The 18,607-nt window shown below is 52.9% G+C and carries 19 protein-coding genes; 13 read left to right on the top strand and 6 right to left on the bottom strand.

From position 1 onward, the window contains the following. The first annotated feature begins 19 nt into the window (after positions 1-19). Entirely contained in the window at positions 20-802 is a 783-nt protein-coding gene (locus tag QFZ34_RS21060) for a ThuA domain-containing protein (protein ID WP_115053029.1), read from the top strand. Positions 803-887: 85 nt separating this feature from the next. Next, positions 888-1,946 carry a Gfo/Idh/MocA family protein gene (locus QFZ34_RS21055; RefSeq protein WP_115053030.1) on the top strand — a complete coding sequence of 353 codons (1,059 nt, stop codon included), beginning with the start codon at positions 888-890 and terminating at the stop codon, positions 1,944-1,946. Here QFZ34_RS21055 and QFZ34_RS21050 read toward each other — a convergent pair. From QFZ34_RS21050 to QFZ34_RS21030, 5 genes are read right to left on the bottom strand one after another with little or no spacing between them, the layout of a single operon-like run. Next, the gene (locus tag QFZ34_RS21050) at positions 1,938-3,146 is read right to left on the bottom strand and encodes a molybdopterin molybdotransferase MoeA (protein ID WP_307285143.1); all 1,209 of its coding nucleotides are present in this window, start codon (positions 3,144-3,146) and stop codon (positions 1,938-1,940) included. The two genes, QFZ34_RS21055 and QFZ34_RS21050, sit on opposite strands and share 9 nt — an antisense overlap. Beyond that, positions 3,147-3,647: a cyclic pyranopterin monophosphate synthase MoaC gene (gene moaC / locus QFZ34_RS21045; RefSeq protein ID WP_307285139.1), complete on the bottom strand. Its 501-nt coding sequence runs from the start codon at positions 3,645-3,647 to the stop codon at positions 3,147-3,149. After that, positions 3,644-4,459 (bottom strand): indole-3-glycerol phosphate synthase TrpC, encoded by an 816-nt coding sequence (trpC, locus tag QFZ34_RS21040; protein WP_307285136.1) that lies wholly within the window; start codon positions 4,457-4,459, stop codon positions 3,644-3,646. Before trpC ends, moaC begins: the two co-directional genes overlap by 4 nt. Before the next feature lie 2 nt (positions 4,460-4,461). Beyond that, positions 4,462-5,481 carry an anthranilate phosphoribosyltransferase gene (gene trpD, locus QFZ34_RS21035; RefSeq protein WP_307285134.1) on the bottom strand — a complete coding sequence of 340 codons (1,020 nt, stop codon included), beginning with the start codon at positions 5,479-5,481 and terminating at the stop codon, positions 4,462-4,464. 13 nt (positions 5,482-5,494) lie between these two features. Continuing rightward, the gene (locus QFZ34_RS21030) at positions 5,495-7,384 is read right to left on the bottom strand and encodes a SurA N-terminal domain-containing protein (RefSeq protein ID WP_307285131.1); all 1,890 of its coding nucleotides are present in this window, start codon (positions 7,382-7,384) and stop codon (positions 5,495-5,497) included. 162 nt (positions 7,385-7,546) lie between these two features. Between QFZ34_RS21030 and tpiA the strand changes: the two genes are divergently transcribed. From tpiA to eno, 8 genes are all read left to right on the top strand, one after another. Continuing rightward, positions 7,547-8,311, top strand: a complete 765-nt coding sequence (gene tpiA, locus QFZ34_RS21025; RefSeq protein WP_307285129.1) for a triose-phosphate isomerase — start codon at positions 7,547-7,549, stop codon at positions 8,309-8,311. A gap of 77 nt (positions 8,312-8,388) precedes the next feature. Then, positions 8,389-8,829 carry a preprotein translocase subunit SecG gene (gene secG / locus QFZ34_RS21020; RefSeq protein ID WP_115053037.1) on the top strand — a complete coding sequence of 147 codons (441 nt, stop codon included), beginning with the start codon at positions 8,389-8,391 and terminating at the stop codon, positions 8,827-8,829. Between the two features lie 207 nt (positions 8,830-9,036). Beyond that, positions 9,037-9,684, top strand: a complete 648-nt coding sequence (locus QFZ34_RS21015; RefSeq protein ID WP_115053038.1) for a L,D-transpeptidase — start codon at positions 9,037-9,039, stop codon at positions 9,682-9,684. 146 nt (positions 9,685-9,830) lie between these two features. Next, positions 9,831-11,459, top strand: a complete 1,629-nt coding sequence (pyrG, locus tag QFZ34_RS21010) for a CTP synthase (protein WP_307285123.1) — start codon at positions 9,831-9,833, stop codon at positions 11,457-11,459. A 53-nt stretch (positions 11,460-11,512) separates the two neighbouring features. Next, a complete protein-coding gene (locus QFZ34_RS21005; RefSeq protein ID WP_307285118.1) occupies positions 11,513-12,409 on the top strand; it encodes a VOC family protein in 897 nt (298 codons plus the stop codon). A gap of 1 nt (position 12,410) precedes the next feature. Next, complete coding sequence (gene kdsA, locus QFZ34_RS21000) at positions 12,411-13,241, top strand: 3-deoxy-8-phosphooctulonate synthase (RefSeq protein WP_115053041.1); 831 nt, start codon at positions 12,411-12,413, stop codon at positions 13,239-13,241. Between the two features lie 100 nt (positions 13,242-13,341). Further along, a complete protein-coding gene (locus tag QFZ34_RS20995) occupies positions 13,342-13,704 on the top strand; it encodes a PRC-barrel domain-containing protein (RefSeq protein WP_115053042.1) in 363 nt (120 codons plus the stop codon). Positions 13,705-13,850: 146 nt separating this feature from the next. Next, the gene (gene eno / locus QFZ34_RS20990; protein WP_307285110.1) at positions 13,851-15,128 is read left to right on the top strand and encodes a phosphopyruvate hydratase; all 1,278 of its coding nucleotides are present in this window, start codon (positions 13,851-13,853) and stop codon (positions 15,126-15,128) included. Positions 15,129-15,186: 58 nt separating this feature from the next. Here eno and QFZ34_RS20985 read toward each other — a convergent pair whose 3' ends face one another. Then, on the bottom strand, positions 15,187-15,531 hold the full coding sequence (locus tag QFZ34_RS20985; protein ID WP_307285107.1) for a hypothetical protein: 345 nt from the start codon (positions 15,529-15,531) through the stop codon (positions 15,187-15,189). A gap of 153 nt (positions 15,532-15,684) precedes the next feature. Here QFZ34_RS20985 and QFZ34_RS20980 point away from each other — a divergent pair, with 153 nt between their 5' ends. The 3 genes from QFZ34_RS20980 to QFZ34_RS20970 all read left to right on the top strand — a co-directional run bounded on the left by QFZ34_RS20980 (position 15,685) and on the right by QFZ34_RS20970 (position 18,594). Next, on the top strand, positions 15,685-16,017 hold the full coding sequence (locus QFZ34_RS20980; RefSeq protein WP_115053045.1) for an FtsB family cell division protein: 333 nt from the start codon (positions 15,685-15,687) through the stop codon (positions 16,015-16,017). A gap of 128 nt (positions 16,018-16,145) precedes the next feature. Further along, a complete protein-coding gene (gene pdhA / locus QFZ34_RS20975) occupies positions 16,146-17,177 on the top strand; it encodes a pyruvate dehydrogenase (acetyl-transferring) E1 component subunit alpha (RefSeq protein WP_115053046.1) in 1,032 nt (343 codons plus the stop codon). A gap of 13 nt (positions 17,178-17,190) precedes the next feature. Then, entirely contained in the window at positions 17,191-18,594 is a 1,404-nt protein-coding gene (locus tag QFZ34_RS20970; protein ID WP_115053047.1) for a pyruvate dehydrogenase complex E1 component subunit beta, read from the top strand. Positions 18,595-18,607 lie beyond the last annotated feature (13 nt).

Raw genomic sequence — 18,607 nt, 5'->3', positions numbered from 1 at the left:
ATAAAGTAAGGAAATAATCATGCCGATTCGTACGCTCGTCTGGGGTGAAAACGTTCATGAGCATATCAACAAGACCGTTGCCGACATCTATCCGGAAGGTATGCACAACCAGATAGCCAAATTGATTGGCAAGGATGCCAATATCAGTGTGAAGACCACGACGTTGCAGGAACCCGAACATGGCTTGACCGACAAGGTACTTGAAGAGACGGACGTTTTGGTCTGGTGGGGCCATCGCGCTCACGGCGATGTTGCCGATGAAATCGTAGAGCGTGTTGCAAAGCGTGTTTGGGAGGGAATGGGCCTTATTGTTCTTCACTCCGGGCACTTTTCCAAGATTTTCAAGCGTCTGATGGGATCACCTTGCGCCCTGAACTGGCGTGAGGCAGGGGAACGCGAGCGTCTTTGGGTGGTCAATCCAGGACATCCGATCGCCAAGGGATTGCCAGCCTATTTCGAGCTCGAGAATGAGGAAATGTATGGCGAACCGTTTTCGGTTCCAGAACCTCTGGAAACAGTTTTCGTGTCATGGTTTCAGGGTGGCGAAGTTTTCCGCTCGGGACTGACCTATCGCAAGGGCGCGGGTAACGTTTTCTACTTCCGTCCTGGTCATGAAACCTATCCTACCTATCATGATGAGACAGTGGGCTTGGTGTTAAGAAATGCCGTCAATTGGGCATATAATTCCAATCGGTTCCCGCACATTACGGATGCTCCGAATGTGCCTGTAGAGAAGGCTCTGGAGCCTATCAAGGCTCGGGGTGGAAGTTTGCACGAGGCTGGCGAAGAAGGCTTCCGCTAGACCTCCAAGTACGATTAGAGATGATGAATATCGATCGCGGCGCTTGCACTCGGGGAGTGCAGCGCGCGTTTAAAGGACCGCAAGCATGCGTTTATTGATCCTAGGAACCGGCAGCATGGCCAATGCCCATGCAAAGAATTTCTCTGAAATTGAGGGGGTGACACTTGCGGGTGCTGTCGATGTGAACATCAATAGTGTCGAAGCGTTCCGCGAAAAATACAATATTGAGCGGGCCTTCACATCGCTCGATGACGCGCTTGCATGGGGTGATTTTGATTCGGTTGCCAATATCACGCCCGACAACATTCACTATGCAACCACTATGCAATGCCTAAGGGCTGGCAAGCATGTTTTCTGCGAAAAGCCTCTGGCCGTGAACCATCAGGACGCGATGGAGATGGCTCAGACGGCGGAAGCGGCGCATCTGGTCGGTATGGTCAATTTGACCTATCGCAATGTCGCGCAGTTGCAGGCTGCTCGCAAACTCGTGACCAGCGGTCAGATCGGGCAGGTTAAGCATGTCGAAGCTTCATATCTGCAAAGCTGGCTTGTTGCGAAAATGTGGGGCGAATGGCGCACTGAAAGTCGTTGGCTTTGGCGGCTGTCGAAAAAGCACGGCTCAAACGGAACTCTGGGTGATGTTGGCGTCCATATTTTGGACTTTGTGGTTTATGCCACTGACACAGAAATTGACGAAATATTTTGCCGGTTGAAAGCCTTCGACAAGGCTGACGGCAACAGGATCGGCGAATATGATCTTGATGCGAATGACAGCTTTACCATGACAGTCAGCTTCACAAACGGCGCGCTGGGCGTTGTGCATTCAAGCCGTTGGGCAACGGGCCATGTCAATGAATTGAGGTTGCGGGTCTATGGCGACAAGGGATCGCTGGAAATCCAGCATCGGCATGATGGCTCAAAATTGATGGTTTGTCTCGGCGACGATGTTGAAGCTGCAACGTGGAAAGAACTTGATGTCGAGCCGGTCTCAACAAATTATCAGCGTTTCGTTGAAGCGGTTGGACAGGGCAGAACACTAGAGCCGTCATTCCGCCACGCCGCAAAATTGCAAAAAGCAATAGACCTTGCCACGATCACGGAGATCGATCGCAAGGAACATCAGCTTGAAGAAAACTCAGCGTAGCAACATCACCTTGCACATGGTTCCGGCCCTGAGGGCGGGGGCATGTGGTTCGCGGATGATAAGGCATTCGGCATCGCTCAAAAACTTCAGCATTGACGAATCCTGCAAGGGAAAAGGCGTGGCTGTGAGCGTGCCGTCGGCATTTCGTGCAAGCGTGGCGCGCACATAGTCCTGACGTTGATCATTCGTGTCCATGTCACGACCCAAAACTGCTGCACGCAGGTTGGGGTGGTGCTCCAGCCCAAGCATCGCGCGGATCAGCGGTACCAGGAAGATGTGACCGCATATCAAGCTGGATACGGGATTACCCGGCAGGCCCAGAATATTCATGTCGTTCAATCGCCCGAACATGAGTGGCTTGCCGGGGCGCAAAGCAATCTTCCAGAAATCGAGTTTCATGCCCTTGGCAGCTAAAGCAGGCTGAACCAGATCATGATCACCAACGGATGCGCCGCCGAGCGTTACTAGAATATCCGCTTGAGCTACCACGGCGCGGTCTACAGCCTCGCTCAAAGCTTCCAGTCGGTCTTCTGCTATGCCAAGATCAATAGGCAAACCACCTGCCTGGCGTATGATTTCGGCCAGACCAAAAGTGTTTGAGGCAATAATCTGGTCGGGCCGGAACACTTCGCCAGGATTCACCAATTCATCGCCGGTTGCAAGAATTGCAACTTTTGGTTGCCGATATACCCGCACTGCGGGATAATTTGCTGCGGCAGCCAGTGCAAGGGCCGAAGGATCGAGCGTCCGGCCATTTTTCAACAGCAGATCACCTTCCTGAAAATCCAGTCCCGCCTTGCGAATATTTTTGCCGAGGGTAATCGTCTCTTTGATTTCGACTTGGGAGCCGTGGGCAATGGTATTTTCCTGAATTACCACGCTATCAGCACCAGCAGGAACGGGCGCGCCGGTGAAAATTCGAACAGCCTCTCCAACGCCCAACGAACCTTGAAAGGCATGACCCGCTGCAGATTGGCCAATCAGTTTCAAGTTGACGGGGACGTTTGCAATATCAGCAGCGCGAACAGCATAGCCATCCATCGCCGATGCGGCGAAGGGCGGTTGTTGTCGTTTCGCGTAAAGGTCTTCAGCCAGAACACGCGCCCCGGCTTCGCTTAGCGGAACTGTTTCCGCATCTGTTCTGACAGCGGCACCGACGATGCGCGACAGGGCTTCATCAACGGGGAGGAGTCCAGCCATTTAACGCTCGCTGGCAGCAATATTGGCAGACCAATCGCCGGATTTTCCGCCAGTTTTCTGCAAGAGCCGAATGTTTTGAATATTCATGCCTTTGTCCACGGCTTTTGCCATGTCATAAATCGTCAGACAGGCCACGGAAACAGCGGTTAGAGCCTCCATCTCAACACCCGTCTTGCCCGTCAATTTAACGGTCGCAGTGACGTGCAGGCCGGGCAATGTCTCATCGGTTTCAATATCGATCGATATTTTGCTCAACAGCAGTGGATGGCATAGCGGGATGAGTTCGTGCGTCTTCTTGGCGGCCATGATGCCAGCGATGCGTGCGGTGCCGATAACATCGCCTTTAGCGGCATTGCCGGTCTGGATAAGCTTTAGCGTCTCTGGGAGCATGGAAACAAACCCCTCAGCTGTTGCCAGACGCACTGTTTCAGTCTTGTCGCCAACATCCACCATATTGGCTGCGCCTGTCGCATCGAGATGGGACAGTTTGGAGGGCGTCATGCGGCATCCGTTTGCGATGTATTGCCGAATAGAAGTGATTTGGTTGCAGCTGTTACGTCGACTTGACGCATCAGGCTTTCGCCAACGAGGAATGAGCCGATATTGGATTGTGCCAACCGCCGACAATCGTCATGAGTGAACACGCCACTTTCGCTGACAAGGAATTTAGAGTCCGGCACCATGGCAGCCAGTCTTTCTGATACAGCCAGATCAACTTCAAAGGTGCGCAGATTGCGATTATTGATACCCAGAAGCGGCGAGGATAGTTTCAGCGCGCGCTCCATCTCTGCTTCGTCATGAACCTCGACAAGTACGTCCATACCGAGCGAGAACGCAGTTTCTTCAAGCGCAATCGCCAGATCGTCAGTCACGCTGGCCATAATGATCAAAATGCAATCAGCACCCCAGCTCCGCGCTTCATAGACCTGGTAGGTATCGAAGAGAAAATCTTTACGCAGGGTAGGGAGCTTCACCGCAGCACGTGCTGTCTTCAAGAATTCCGGCGCACCTTGAAATGATGGGCCATCGGTCAAAACCGAAAGACATGCTGCACCGCCGAGTTCATAGGCTTTTGCCAGAGCAGGCGGATCAAAGTCTGCCCGGATCAATCCCTTGGATGGGCTAGCCTTTTTAATTTCGGCAATCAGGGCAAATTCGCCCTTGGCGCGTTTCGACTTCAGAGCATCGAGAAAGCCACGGCAGCTATCTTGATCGGCGATATAGGCTTTGAGATCTTCCAGCGACGCGGTGGCCTTTGCGGCTGCGATTTCCTCGCGCTTATAGGCTTCAATCTTGCGAAGAATATCTACCATGGTCAGGCTACCCTGCTGTTTGACACTTGCACGAGGTTCTTTAGCACATTTCGCGCCGCGCCGCTGTTAATGGAATGAGCGGCCATCTCAATACCAGCCTTCAGATCGTTTACAGCTCCGGCTATTACAAGTCCTGCACCGGCGTTGAACAGTGTGATATCGCGATAGGCGCCATGTGCCCCATCCAGCACTGAAAGCAAGGAAACAGCATTCTCATCGGCTGTTCCGCCTTTCAGGTCCTGAGGGTCGACTCGCCTTAAACCAAACGTTTCCGGTTCAATTTCAAAGGTACGGATTGTACCGTTTTCGAGAGCGGCAACCTTGGTCACCCCTGCGGTGGTGATTTCATCCAGACCGTCGCCATGCACCACCCAAACCGACTGGGAGCCGAGATTTTTTAGCACATGCGCAATCGGCTCGACCCATTCGGGTGCGTAGACGCCAACCAATTGACGTTTTACGCCTGCCGGATTTGTCAACGGGCCCAAAAGGTTGAAAATAGTACGTGTTCCAAGCTCAACGCGCGCAGGGCCAACATGCTTCATCGCCGGATGATGCATGGGCGCAAACATGAAGCCAATCCCCGCCTGCTCAATGCAGGTTGCTATGAGTTCTGGACCAATTTCGATGTTGATACCAAGCGCCGCTAGAGTATCGGCGGCCCCTGATCGGGATGATAACGCCCGGTTGCCATGTTTTGCGACCGGCACCCCGGCTCCTGCAGCGACGAAGGCAGCACATGTCGAAACGTTGTAGGACCCTGACTGATCACCGCCGGTGCCAACAATATCAATCGCGTCGACGGAAGTGGCAACCTTGAGCATCTTCGAGCGCATGGCAGCAACGGCGCCTGTGATCTCATCAATGTTTTCACCGCGAACACGCAAAGCCATCAGCAGCGCGCCAATCTGGGCCGGGGTAGCCTGTCCCGACATCATGATGTCGAAAGCTTCAACCGCCTCGTCCTGGGAAAGTGCGTTGCCGGAAGCGGCAATACCAATGAAACGCTTTAGCTCAGCCATTATTCACACATTCTTACCGGGCGAGCGCCTGATCGATGACTGTCTTGTTGACTGTCACCGGATAGACGGTCTGCAATTGCGCTATCAACTGGTCGAGGAGATCATCTGCAAGACGCGAACCAAATGCATCTTTCTCCGCGGCTGTAAGAGATTCAGGACCGACATTGGCGGGTTCGATTGCCTCGGTAACCTTAAAGATCAACTTCGATCCATCGCTTGCCGATTCACTCATTCCAACCAAGCCCTGAGGGCCATCGAAAACAGAATCTACGCCACCTTCACCGAGGTCAGCATCCTTGCTTTCGCGCGTAATCCCCCGCTTGGTTTCCTTGGTGAATTTGAACTCAGTGGCAATGTCGTCGAGTGACGTTCCATCCGCAACGCGCTTGCGAACTTCCTCAGCTTTCGCATTCAGCTGTTTTTCAAGTTCGGCTGTCTTCCAATGCTCGATGACCTTGGCTTTAACTTCGTCCAATGGCCGTTCACGGGCTGGCGTTACGCTGTCGACATCGTACCAAAGATAGGCATTCGTGCCGAGGCTGAACGGCTCATTGTCAAAACCGACATCAGCCTGGAAAATTGCGGCCATCTGGTTTTCATCAAACGGCAAGTTTGGAACGTCTTTTTCGTCGGGCGAGCGGCCATTTTGGTCCACCGCATCGATCGTTACCACCTTCAGGTTTTGAGCTGCGGCAGCTTCCGCCATGGTCTGGCCATCAGCGCGCGCATTTTCATAGGCGTCATGGACATCCGCTACGGCATTTGTCGCCTGTGCAAGGGCAATATTCTCACGAATTTCTTTTTCAACTTCAGGAAGCTGCTTGACTACTTCAGGTGTAACCGCAGTGACGCGAACAATCACAGGACCAAACGTTCCCTTCAATACGTCGCTTACGCCATTGGCTTGAAGCGCGGAGATTGGCTCGGCGATGGATTGGTCGGGCAGGGCACTCTTCGGGAATGTGCCAAGATGCACATCATTCATGCTCTTGCCTTCGGCCTTGACCAAATCCTCGAAGCTCATGCCTGTTTTAAGCTTTTCCAATCCAGCTTTCGCAGCAGCTTCGTCGGCAAATGACAGCTGTTCGATAGTGCGCGTTTCCGGTGTGGAGTAGCGGGCAATGTTCTTTTCGTACTCTGCCTTGATCTCTTCAGGCGTTACCGTTGCCGGGTTTGCAATATCCGAGGCCTCAAGTTTGACGTAGCTGACCTTGCGGTATTGCGGCGCGCCATAGACTTCTTTGTTGGCTTCGAAATATGTCTTCAGGTCCGCATCACTTGGGTCGGCAACGCTTGAGACGAAGTTTTTCGGCATAGCTACATATTCAATGGTGCGCGATTCGCCTTTGTAAATAGCGATGGCTTTAACCAACGTTTCTGGAGCCTTGATCCCGTCTGCGACAGCCTCGACGATCTGTTGGCGGCGTGCAACCTGGGCGCTATTGTCCAGATAGTTTTGCGGCGTCATGCCGGCATTGCGCAGAACGGCGTCAAACTGTGCGCTGCTGAACTGTCCGTTTGCGCCCCGAAATGCGGGATCTTCGGCTGCAAGCTGGGCCAGACGGTCTTTTGACAGACCCAAAGACATCTTGCGGGCCTGCTCATCAAGCAAGGCGCCGGCAACAAGCCGCCCCTGGACCTGATTGCTAATGCCGATGGCATCAGCCTGTTCGCGTGTCAGCCGTTGACCAAAGCGTTGCGACAATGACGCAAGCTCGCGGTCATAAGCCAAGCGGTAATCGAGAGGCGATACTTCGGAATCTCCCGCCTTGATGGCAGCATTGCCGTTAATGGCGCCAAGCAGGGTGCTCGACGCGCCCCAGCCTATAAAGCTGAGTCCGAGAAGAGCGAGAAGCAACTTGGCTACCCAGGTCTGGGCAACATTGCGGAGGGAGTCGAGCATATTAAAGTCACCGTATTAAACGAAACGCAGTTGAATCCCAGCGGGAATAGCGTGATGCAAAGCTTGTGTCGATTGCTTTATCAAGTGGAATTTGCTAGTCAGGCAATCAAAGACTTCAGAAAATCGCCCAAACCATGACTTTCGTGACTTAAGGAAGAGAAGATGACCCCCAATATTCGCCCTCTCGTCGCCGGTAACTGGAAAATGAATGGCATGGGAGATCAGCTTGATGAACTTCGCGTGATCATTAATCGTCCCAACTCGGCAATCGGCGAAAAAATAGATGCTCTCATTTGCGTGCCTGCAACGCTTGTCTGGCGAGCTGCGCAATCCGTAGAGGGTGAGAAGTTGAGCATTGGTGGTCAGGACTGCCACGCAAAGCAGTCTGGCGCTCATACAGGTGATATAGCTGCCAGCATGCTGAAAGACGCGGGAGCATCGCACGTCATCGTCGGTCACTCGGAGCGCCGCACCGACCATGGCGAGACCGATGCCATCGTCAATGCCAAGGCGCGCGCTGGCTGGGAAGCTGGTCTTACTGCCATTATCTGCATTGGAGAAACCGAGTTGCAGCGCAAAGCAGGTTCGACGCTGGAAATCATCGCGATGCAACTTGCTGGGTCAGTTCCCGATAATGCCACCGCCGGAAATACGATTGTCGCCTACGAGCCCGTCTGGGCAATCGGAACCGGACTGACACCGACCGCCGAAGACGTGCGTGAAGTCCATGCATCTATTCGGGTGGCATTAAGCGATCGCTTTGGTGATGAGGGCAAGGTAATGCGCATCCTCTATGGCGGGTCGGTGAAACCATCCAATGCTGTTGAACTTCTTGGTATAGAGAATGTCGATGGCGCACTTGTGGGTGGTGCGAGCTTGAAAGCACCGGACTTTCTAGCCATCTGTGAAGCATATCATTCGCTCTAAGCGTAAAACCGGGCTTGGTTTATCGACCGATACGGTGTAAAGAGCCGCGTCCGACACTTGAGAAGCAGAAAATACCCATGCAAACCGTCCTTATTGTGATTCATCTTCTGATAGTACTTGCCCTCGTTGGGGTTGTGCTCGTGCAGCGTTCCGAAGGCGGTGGTCTGGGTATTGGCGGCGGGTCCGGTTTGATGACGGCACGGGGTGCTGCAAACGTGCTGACCCGCGCAACAGCCATCCTGGCAACAGGGTTCTTTATCACTTCCTTGGCGCTCGGCATTCTTTCGCGCTATAGCGAAACGCCCACTGACATTCTCAATCGTATTCCGACGACGACAGGCAGTCAGCCTGCCGGCCAGCAGCCTCCTTCAAGCGGCGGTGTTCTTAATCAGTTGGGCGGCGCATCGTCGACTGCCCCGGCAACGCCAGCGGCACCAGCCCCCGAATCGACCGCGCCCGCGCCTACAGCACCGGTTACTCCTGCGCAGCCTGCAAATCCTGTTCCGAACTCGCAGTAAAACGCATACGGTTATATAGTTACGCGGAACCACAACAATGTGTTGCGGTTCCGCAACTTCTTTGATGCATCCATCATTCGTCAGGAATGATCACAGCGATTTGCATTGAGAAGGGCCCTGTCTTCAGTTATCGCAATATCAAGTTGGCCTAGGGGGCCCGGCAAGCGTCGCTTGGGACGCTTTGCAATCCATTCGGGAATACACATCATGTTGTCACGTCGCTCATTGCTTATTGGAATGTCGGTACTGGCCTTGGCCGGCCCTGCATCTGCCGAGCCGATCCTCAAGAAACTTACAAAGCCTTTCACTGGCGAACGCGATGCAGCAAAGCCGGTAGAAGTGGCGGAGGTGCGCACGCCAGCCCGCCCGAAGAAAACAAAATATGGCATTGATCCAAAATACATGCCGCAGGAAGTTGAATTCTCCGGATACAAGCCGGGCACGATCGTGATCGATCCGCAAGCGAGATTTCTCTATCTGGTCCAAAGCGCCTATTCTGCCCGCCGTTATGGTATTGCCGTTGGCAAGGAAGGGCTCGAGTTCAAGGGTACGGCTGTTGTCCAGACAAAGCGCGAATGGCCTCGTTGGATTCCAACCAAGGAAATGATCAAGCGCGAGCCAGCTCATTATGCCAAGTATGAGAACGGCATGGATGGCGGTCCTGGTAATCCTTTGGGCGCCCGTGCAATCTATCTGTCACAGGGCAATCGTGACACCTATGTGCGTATCCACGGCACCGTGCAGCCTTGGACTATTGGTAGCTCAGCTTCCAATGGCTGCTTCCGCATGGTCAATGATCACGTTATCGATCTCTATGATCGCGTGAAAATCGGCACGGAAGTTGTTGTTCTATAACATCTAATGCCGAACTTAATTGAACGGCCAGACTTTGCGTCTGGCCGTTTTGTTTGAAATGAAGAAAAGATTTGTGCGGGAAAACGGCGCCTCAGCCGAATTTTTTTGTGGCCAAATCACTTGCAAAGGACTAACGAGATAAGCCCATGGCCCGATATGTTTTCATCACTGGTGGCGTGGTTTCTTCCCTCGGAAAAGGCATCGCTGCAGCCGCTTTGGCGGCACTCCTCCAAGCTCGTGGATACCGTGTACGGATTCGCAAGCTTGATCCTTATCTCAACGTCGACCCCGGAACGATGTCGCCCTATCAACATGGCGAAGTGTTTGTAACCGACGATGGCGCCGAAACTGACCTTGATCTTGGTCATTATGAGCGTTTCACGGGGCGTCCCGCCAATAAGCAGGACAACATCACGACAGGGCGGATTTATCGCAACATTATCGAAAAGGAACGCCGGGGCGATTATCTCGGTGCGACGGTTCAGGTAATTCCGCACGTCACTGATGAGATCAAGAACTTCATTGTCGAAGGCAATGAGGATTATGATTTCGTTCTTTGTGAAATCGGCGGTACGGTCGGTGACATTGAAGCAATGCCCTTCCTTGAGGCGATCCGCCAACTTGGCAATGATTTGCCGCGCGGCAGCGCTGTTTATATCCACCTGACCCTCATGCCCTACATACCGGCTGCGGGTGAACTCAAGACCAAGCCAACCCAGCATTCGGTAAAAGAGCTGCGTTCCATTGGTATTGCTCCCGATATTCTTCTCATTCGCGCTGATCGCGAGATTCCGGAATCCGAGCGCCGCAAGCTATCGCTGTTCTGCAACGTCCGGGCTTCTGCCGTTATTCAGGCGCTTGATGTGGATACAATTTATGATGTGCCTATGGCCTATCATAAAGAAGGTCTGGATTCAGAAGTCTTGGCCGCATTTGGGATCGATCCGGCACCGAAGCCTCGCATGGAGCGTTGGGACGAAGTCAGCCAGCGCATCCACAATCCGGAAGGCGAGGTTACGATTGCCATTGTTGGTAAATATACCGGCCTGAAAGATGCGTATAAATCGCTGATTGAAGCGCTCCATCATGGCGGCATGGCCAATAAGGTAAAGGTCAATCTGGACTGGATCGAATCCGAAATATTCGAACAGGAAGATCCTGCGCCTTACCTGCAAAAGGTTCACGGTATTCTCGTGCCTGGCGGGTTTGGCGAGCGCGGTTCGGAAGGCAAGATACTTGCCGCCAAGTTCGCCCGCGAAAAAAAGGTTCCGTATTTCGGTATTTGTTTTGGCATGCAGATGGCTGTGATCGAAGCCGCTCGTTCCTTGGCTGGCGTCGAAAAGGCATCTTCTACCGAGTTTGGCCCAGCGAGCGAGCCCGTTGTTGGCCTGATGACCGAGTGGCTTAAAGGCAATATGCTTGAAAAGCGCGCGCAGACCGGGGATTTGGGCGGAACGATGCGTCTTGGCGCCTATGATGCGTTGCTCAAGTCGGGCACACGGATTGCTGATATTTACGGTTCTACCGACATTTCCGAACGGCACAGACATCGGTATGAAGTGAATATCGAATATAAGGACCGTCTTGAAGAATGTGGTTTGGTATTCTCGGGCATGTCGCCGGATGGCGTTCTGCCTGAAACGGTGGAATATCCTGACCATCCCTGGTTCATCGGTGTACAGTATCATCCGGAATTGAAGTCGCGTCCGTTTGAGCCACATCCATTGTTTGCATCGTTCATCAATGCGGCGATGGCGCAAAGCAGGCTCGTTTGATCGGCAAGGGTGTGACTTGAATTGCAGTCAGCATTGAGGCACACCCTTTCATCATGAGTAATTTGTCACCCCGCACGCCCCGTCCTGTCGACCATCTGGTTTTGCCCACGGCAGATCTGGAAATCGCACGCGTGCGATTGGAACAACTTGGGTTCACGGTCGCGCCTGTAGGGGTACATCCGTTCGGAACCGAAAATGTTTGCGTATTCTTCGGCGATAATAGTTTCCTTGAGTTTTTGGCCATAGGTCAGCGCGAGACATGCGAGGCTGAGGCGATTAAAGGCAATGTGTTTGTCGCGCGGGATCAGGCCTATCGGTTCCGTAACGGGCAGGAAGGTTTTTCTGCACTCGTCATGGGCAGCGAGAACGCAAAAGCCGACCATCAATCTTTCGCAGAGGCAGGGATTTCTGCCGGCAATATTCTGGATTTTTCCCGGCCGTTCATTTTGCCGGATGGCAAAGAGGACCGAGCGGGATTTCGCTTGGCTTTTGCCGCGGATCTGCGCGCACCCGATATATTCTTCTTCACTTGCGAGCGCATAAACACCCCAAAGGTAGATCGGAGCGCGTTGCAATTACATGCAAATGGTGCTGCCGTTTTGCGGGAAGTGGTTCTTTCTGAGGTCAATCCCACGGATTTCCAGTATCCTTTGCAGGAAGTGATCAATCAGCGGGACCTCAACGCGCATTCATTCGGCATGGATATGGCTGCGGCCAATGCAAATATTACCGTGCTTACGCCATCCGGATTGAAGGCTTTCACCGGCATAGAATCATCAACAATGGAGCGTGGTCTGCGCCTGCAAGCTTTCGTGCTTGGCGTTCGTGATCTGGCGGCAGTTGAATCTTTGCTCATCAGCAACAATATTCCAATCGAAAAGCGTGGCTCCCGCCTGATCGTGCACAAGGCACCAGGGCAGGGCGCTGCCATCGCATTTGAGGCCCTCTGATATGTCCCAGAATTCCATCGTTTCCGCTGGCAATGTCGCATTTTCCAATAGCGGCAGACTTTCGCTCATTGCGGGCCCTTGCCAGATGGAAAGCCGCCAGCACGCTTTCGACATGGCAGGCGCATTGAAAGAAATGGCCGAAAAGCTTGGCATTGGCCTCGTCTATAAATCCAGCTTTGACAAGGCGAATCGCACGTCGCTCTCCGGCAAGCGCGGCTTTGGCCTTGAAAATTCCTTGCCGGTATTTGCTGATATTAAAAAGGAGCTTGGTCTTCCAACGCTCACCGATGTTCACACGGAAGAGCAATGCGCAATTCTCGGCGAGGTTGTCGATGTTTTGCAGATTCCAGCCTTTCTTTGCCGCCAAACCGATCTTCTGATTGCTGCCGCCAAGACCGGTAAAATCGTGAATATCAAAAAAGGTCAGTTTCTTGCGCCTTGGGATATGAAGAATGTCGTGGCCAAAGTGACAGAGAGCGGCAACCCGAATGTGATGGTGACCGAGCGCGGTGCTTCCTTCGGTTACAACACGTTGGTGTCCGACATGCGATCCCTGCCAATTATGGCAAGCTTTGGCGCGCCGGTTATTTTTGACGCGACTCACTCCGTGCAGCAGCCGGGTGGCCAGGGTGGTTCGACTGGCGGTCAGCGCGAGTTCGTTGAAACTCTATCGCGCGCGGCAGTGGCCGTTGGTGTGGCGGGTGTCTTTATCGAGACGCATCAGGATCCCGACAACGCCCCGTCAGATGGTCCCAATATGGTGCCGTTGGATCAGATGCCTCGTTTGCTTGAAAAACTGCTGGAATTCGACCGCATAGCCAAAGCTGTTTGACCACGCGCGACATTGTTCCGCAATTAAAGTTTGAGTTTTTTGCAACCATGGGCGGATTTACCCATTAACCCTTCATGCAAAAGCAAGAAGGAGAAGCAAAATGCCAACCAGTTCAGGTCATACAACAGCTATCCGCGCTTCACGTGTTATTGGCACCAATGTCTATAACACTGCCGGCGAAAAGATGGGCGAGATTGAGGATGTCATGCTTGATAAGACATCCGATAAGATAATGTTTGCAGTCGTCGGCTTTGGAGGTTTCTTGGGCATTGGTGAAAAGTACCACGCCATACCTTGGTCACTGCTCGACTATGACAAAAACAATGGCGGTTACACTGTTGGGTTCACTCGCCAGCAGCTGGAACAGGCTCCTGTGAACACAATCGCCGAGCTTACGGAAAATGATGGTCGCAAAGTAAGGGATATGTCGTTCTCTTATTATAAGGTCGATAAGGCGGCTTAAGGTCGCTGATCTTCAAAAGAGGCTGCTTTCGAGCGGCCTTTTTTTCGTTTTAATGCACAAATCGACTTGTCAGGGTTTTCCTTGTCATCTTCATTCGCTATTCAGGGGCCAGCTTATGCTGTCCCACGTTTTCAAAAGGAAATCCCATGACTGCGATTGTCGATATTATTGGCCGTGAAATTCTGGATAGTCGCGGTAACCCGACTGTGGAAGTCGATGTCATCCTCGAAGATGGTTCCATGGGCCGCGCTGCTGTACCTTCGGGCGCATCGACTGGCGCACATGAAGCTGTTGAGTTGCGCGACGGCGGAACCCGTTATCTCGGCAAGGGCGTTCAAAAAGCTGTTGACGCAGTGAATGGCGAACTGTTTGACGCGATTGGCGGTCTAGAAGCAGAAAACCAGATCCATATCGATCAGACCATGATTGAACTTGATGGCACGCCGAACAAGAGCCGTCTTGGTGCCAATGCCATTCTCGGCGTTTCGCTCGCTGTTGCCAAGGCCGCCGCTGAGGCATCGGGCCTGCCGCTTTATCGCTACCTCGGCGGTCCAAACGCTCATGTCCTGCCAGTGCCCATGATGAACATCATCAATGGCGGCGCCCATGCCGACAACCCAATCGACTTTCAGGAATTTATGATCCTGCCAGTCGGCGCGTCATCTTTGGCAGAAGCCGTGCGTTATGGTTCGGAAGTGTTTCACACGCTGAAGAAGCGCCTCAAGGATGCGGGCCATAGCACAAATGTCGGCGATGAAGGCGGCTTTGCTCCAGATTTGAAGTCTGCTGAAGAAGCGCTCGATTTCATCATGGAGTCGATTGAAAAAGCTGGATACAAGCCAGGTGAAGAAATCGCGATCGGTCTTGATTGTGCCGCCACTGAGTTCTTCAAAGGCGGAAACTACGTATACGAAGGCGATAACCAGAGCCGTAACCCGAAGGCGCAAGCTGAATATCTCGCTCAGCTCGTTGGCAATTATCCCATCATAACGGTCGAAGACGGCATGTCGGAAGATGATTGGGAAGGCTGGAAGCACCTCACTGATCTTGTTGGAAAGAAATGCCAGCTCGTCGGCGACGATCTTTTCGTGACCAACTCGGCCCGTCTTCGTGATGGCATCAAGATGGGTGTTGCCAACTCGATCCTCGTCAAGGTCAACCAGATTGGCACATTGTCTGAAACTTTTGACGCTGTGGAAACGGCCCATCGCGCTGGCTATACATCTGTGATGTCGCATCGTTCTGGCGAAACCGAAGATTCAACCATTGCGGATCTTGCAGTTGCTACCAATTGCGGACAGATCAAGACCGGATCGCTGTCACGTTCCGACCGGATCGCGAAGTACAACCAGTTGATCCGTATTGAAGAAGAGCTTGGTCCGCAGGCCAGCTATGCGGGCCGCGGCATTTTCCGCTTCATCTAATATTTGAACCTATCGAATTTAAATGGCGGGCTCAGGTCCGCCATTTTTTTTGGGCGGATTAGAGTCCGCTGCCGCATGTTTCCTGATGCGCATCAGTTTGAAGCTCATGAATGCTCAAGGCGATCTGAATGCCAAGCGCACCGCAAATAATCAGGCTGGATGCGGCTATCAGGATTCTCAATGCTGGCGACTTCGGAAATGCGGATATCGCGAAAATGCCAATACCCAGTGCATAGACAACAAGAGCCGCCAGCGCGAAAACGAGAACCCCAAATGGCCCGTCACAATCCACACCGGATTGCCCCATCGCCGTGTACTCATTTGGTGTTGTTATTAGTGCTATTATGGCGAGCGGAGCTGCCAGTACCAGCAAAGCAATTGCGCTGATGTTTCGAATGCTCATACCGGCGCTATTAGATGTTTGTCAAAAGATGCCCGGACTTCGTAACATGGTTTTGAGGTGGCTGGTAATCGCCTGTTAAGCAAAACACTGTTTTATGAGTGTGTGACAAATCAGGCCATCGTGACCTGATTCCGTAGCGATCCGGATAAGACAATGTGGACAAAACAGAGACGTAAAACCAGGCGGGGGCGCTTAATTGTTCCGCTGCTCGCCACCCTGTTTTTCGCCTATTTCGGCTTCCATGCCTATCACGGCGAATATGGTCTTTATTCCACCATTAAACTGCAGGAGCGAACCCAGCTGCTTCAGGCTCAGCTTGCTGCTGTCGTCGAGAATCGCAAGGAGCTTGAACGACAGGTTAAACTTATGCATGATGGGACAATTGAGAAGGATATGCTGGACGAGCAAGCTCGCAAAGCACTGAACGTTTCCCGTCCGGATGAGGTCACGATAATGCGTGGTTCCGGAGATTTAGCTATTAACTGATATCCGGTTAATAGCTATTTTGTTGTGTATTTTGAACGTCTTATTTGCATAGCACTTATTCGATTCTGCGTATTGTAAGTTCTGTCTCTGCTGCTATTCTCTTGCGACCAAGTCACAGGGAGTGAGATATGGCCACGAGGGCGAAAAAAAGCCCTGCGCGTTCCGCGCAGACTTCTGCTGCTAAAGCACCAAAACCAATCGAATTCACCAAAGAGCAAGAGCTGGAAGCCTACCGGCAGATGTTGTTGATCCGCCGCTTCGAAGAGAAGGCTGGTCAACTCTATGGCATGGGCTTTATCGGCGGCTTCTGTCACCTTTATATCGGACAGGAAGCGGTCGTCACAGGCATGCAAATGTCGCTCAAGGAAGGTGACCAGAATATCACCGGTTATCGTGACCATGGTCACATGCTCGCTTGCGGCATGAGTCCGCGGGGCGTGATGGCTGAACTGACTGGACGACGAGGCGGTCTTTCGAAGGGCAAGGGCGGCTCGATGCATATGTTCTCCAAGGAGAAGCATTTCTACGGCGGTCACGGTATCGTTGGTGCACAGGTTTCGCTCGGTACAGGTCTGGCATTCGCCAATCGCTACCGCGACAATGGCAATGTCTCGCTTGCCTATTTCGGCGACGGCGCCGCCAATCAGGGCCAGGTTTATGAAAGCTTCAACATGGCATCGCTATGGAAGCTTCCTGTCGTCTACATCATTGAAAACAATCGCTATGCGATGGGCACCTCGGTTTCTCGTGCATCTGCCGAAACTGACTTCTCCAAGCGTGGTCTCTCGTTCAATATTCCCGGTATTCAGGTTGATGGTATGGATGTTCGTGCCGTTAACGCTGCGGGCGAGGAAGCAACAGCCTGGGCCCGTTCCGGCAAAGGCCCGATGATCCTTGAGATGCAGACATACCGGTATCGTGGTCACTCCATGTCGGATCCGGCCAAATACCGTTCGAAGGACGAAGTGCAGAAGATGCGCTCCGATCATGACCCAATTGAGCAGGTGAAGAACCGATTGATCGAAAAAGGATGGTCCACAGAGGACGATCTGAAGAAGATCGATAAGGACGTTCGCGATATCGTTGCAGATGCAGCTGATTTTGCGCAGTCCGATCCGGAGCCGGATGCATCCGAGCTCTACACCGACATTTTGCTCTAAGGGAGGCGCGATCATGCCTGTAGATATTTTGATGCCAGCACTCTCGCCAACTATGGAAGAGGGCAAGCTGTCCAAATGGCTGAAGAAAGAAGGCGATAAGGTCACGTCCGGTGACATTCTCGCCGAAATCGAAACCGACAAGGCGACGATGGAGGTCGAAGCTGTTGACGAAGGTACAATCGGCAAGATTCTTGTCGCCGAAGGTACTGACGGTGTAAAGGTGAACACCGTGATCGCCGTGCTGCTTGGTGATGGCGAAAGCGCTGATGATGCCGCAGCGCCCAAGGCAGATGCTTCCGCCAAGGCAGAAGCTGCGCCAGCACAGGCTGAGCCGGAAGCTCCCAAGCAAGAGACTGCTCCTGAAAAGACCAGCGTTCCTGCTGCGCCGAAAACTGAAGTTGCCGCTGATCCCGATATTCCGGCAGGCACCGAAATGGTTTCGACGACCGTTCGTGAAGCTTTGCGCGATGCGATGGCTGAAGAAATGCGCCGCGACGACTCGGTGTTTGTCATGGGCGAGGAAGTCGCTGAATATCAGGGTGCCTATAAGATCACTCAAGGCCTGCTTGATGAATTTGGTCCGCGCCGCGTTGTCGATACGCCAATCACGGAGCATGGCTTTGCCGGTGTTGGCGTCGGCGCTGCGATGACCGGCCTGCGTCCTATCGTTGAATTCATGACATTCAACTTTGCCATGCAGGCAATCGACCAGATACTCAACTCTGCTGCCAAGACGCTCTATATGTCTGGTGGTCAGATGGGTGCGCCGATGGTTTTCCGTGGCCCAAGCGGTGCAGCCTCACGCGTGGCGGCCCAGCATTCGCAATGTTACGCTGCATGGTATAGCCACATTCCCGGTCTGAAGGTCGTTATGCCTTATTCGGCTGCCGATGCAAAAGGCCTGCTCAAGGCTGCAATCCGCGATCCTAATCCGGTGATCTTCCTTGAGAACGAAATCCTCTACGGTCATTCCTTCGACGTGCCGAAGCTTGATGATTTCGTACTGCCAATCGGCAAGGCCCGTATCCACAAGAAGGGTAAGGACGTTACGCTCGTCTCGTTTGGCATCGGCATGAACTATACGGTGAAGGCTGAAGTCGAGCTTGCCAAGATGGGTATTGATGCGGAAATCATTGATCTGCGCACAATCCGCCCAATGGATATTCCAACAGTGGTTGAATCTGTGAAGAAGACAGGTCGCCTTGTGACCATTGAGGAGGGCTATCCGCAGTCTTCAGTTGGTACGGAAATTGCCACCCGCGTTATGCAGCAGGCCTTTGATTATCTAGATGCTCCAATCCTGACGATTGCGGGCAAGGATGTTCCAATGCCTTATGCTGCCAATCTGGAAAAGCTGGCGCTGCCAAACATTCAGGAAATTATCGACGCCGTCAAAGCTGTGACCTACACAGCATAAGGGGAGGAAACCG

The organism is Phyllobacterium ifriqiyense (assembly GCF_030817885.1).
GTDB lineage: Bacteria > Pseudomonadota > Alphaproteobacteria > Rhizobiales > Rhizobiaceae > Phyllobacterium > Phyllobacterium ifriqiyense.
The sequence above is the reverse complement of the archived record's forward strand: the minus strand, read 5'-3'. Positions and strand labels throughout refer to the sequence as shown.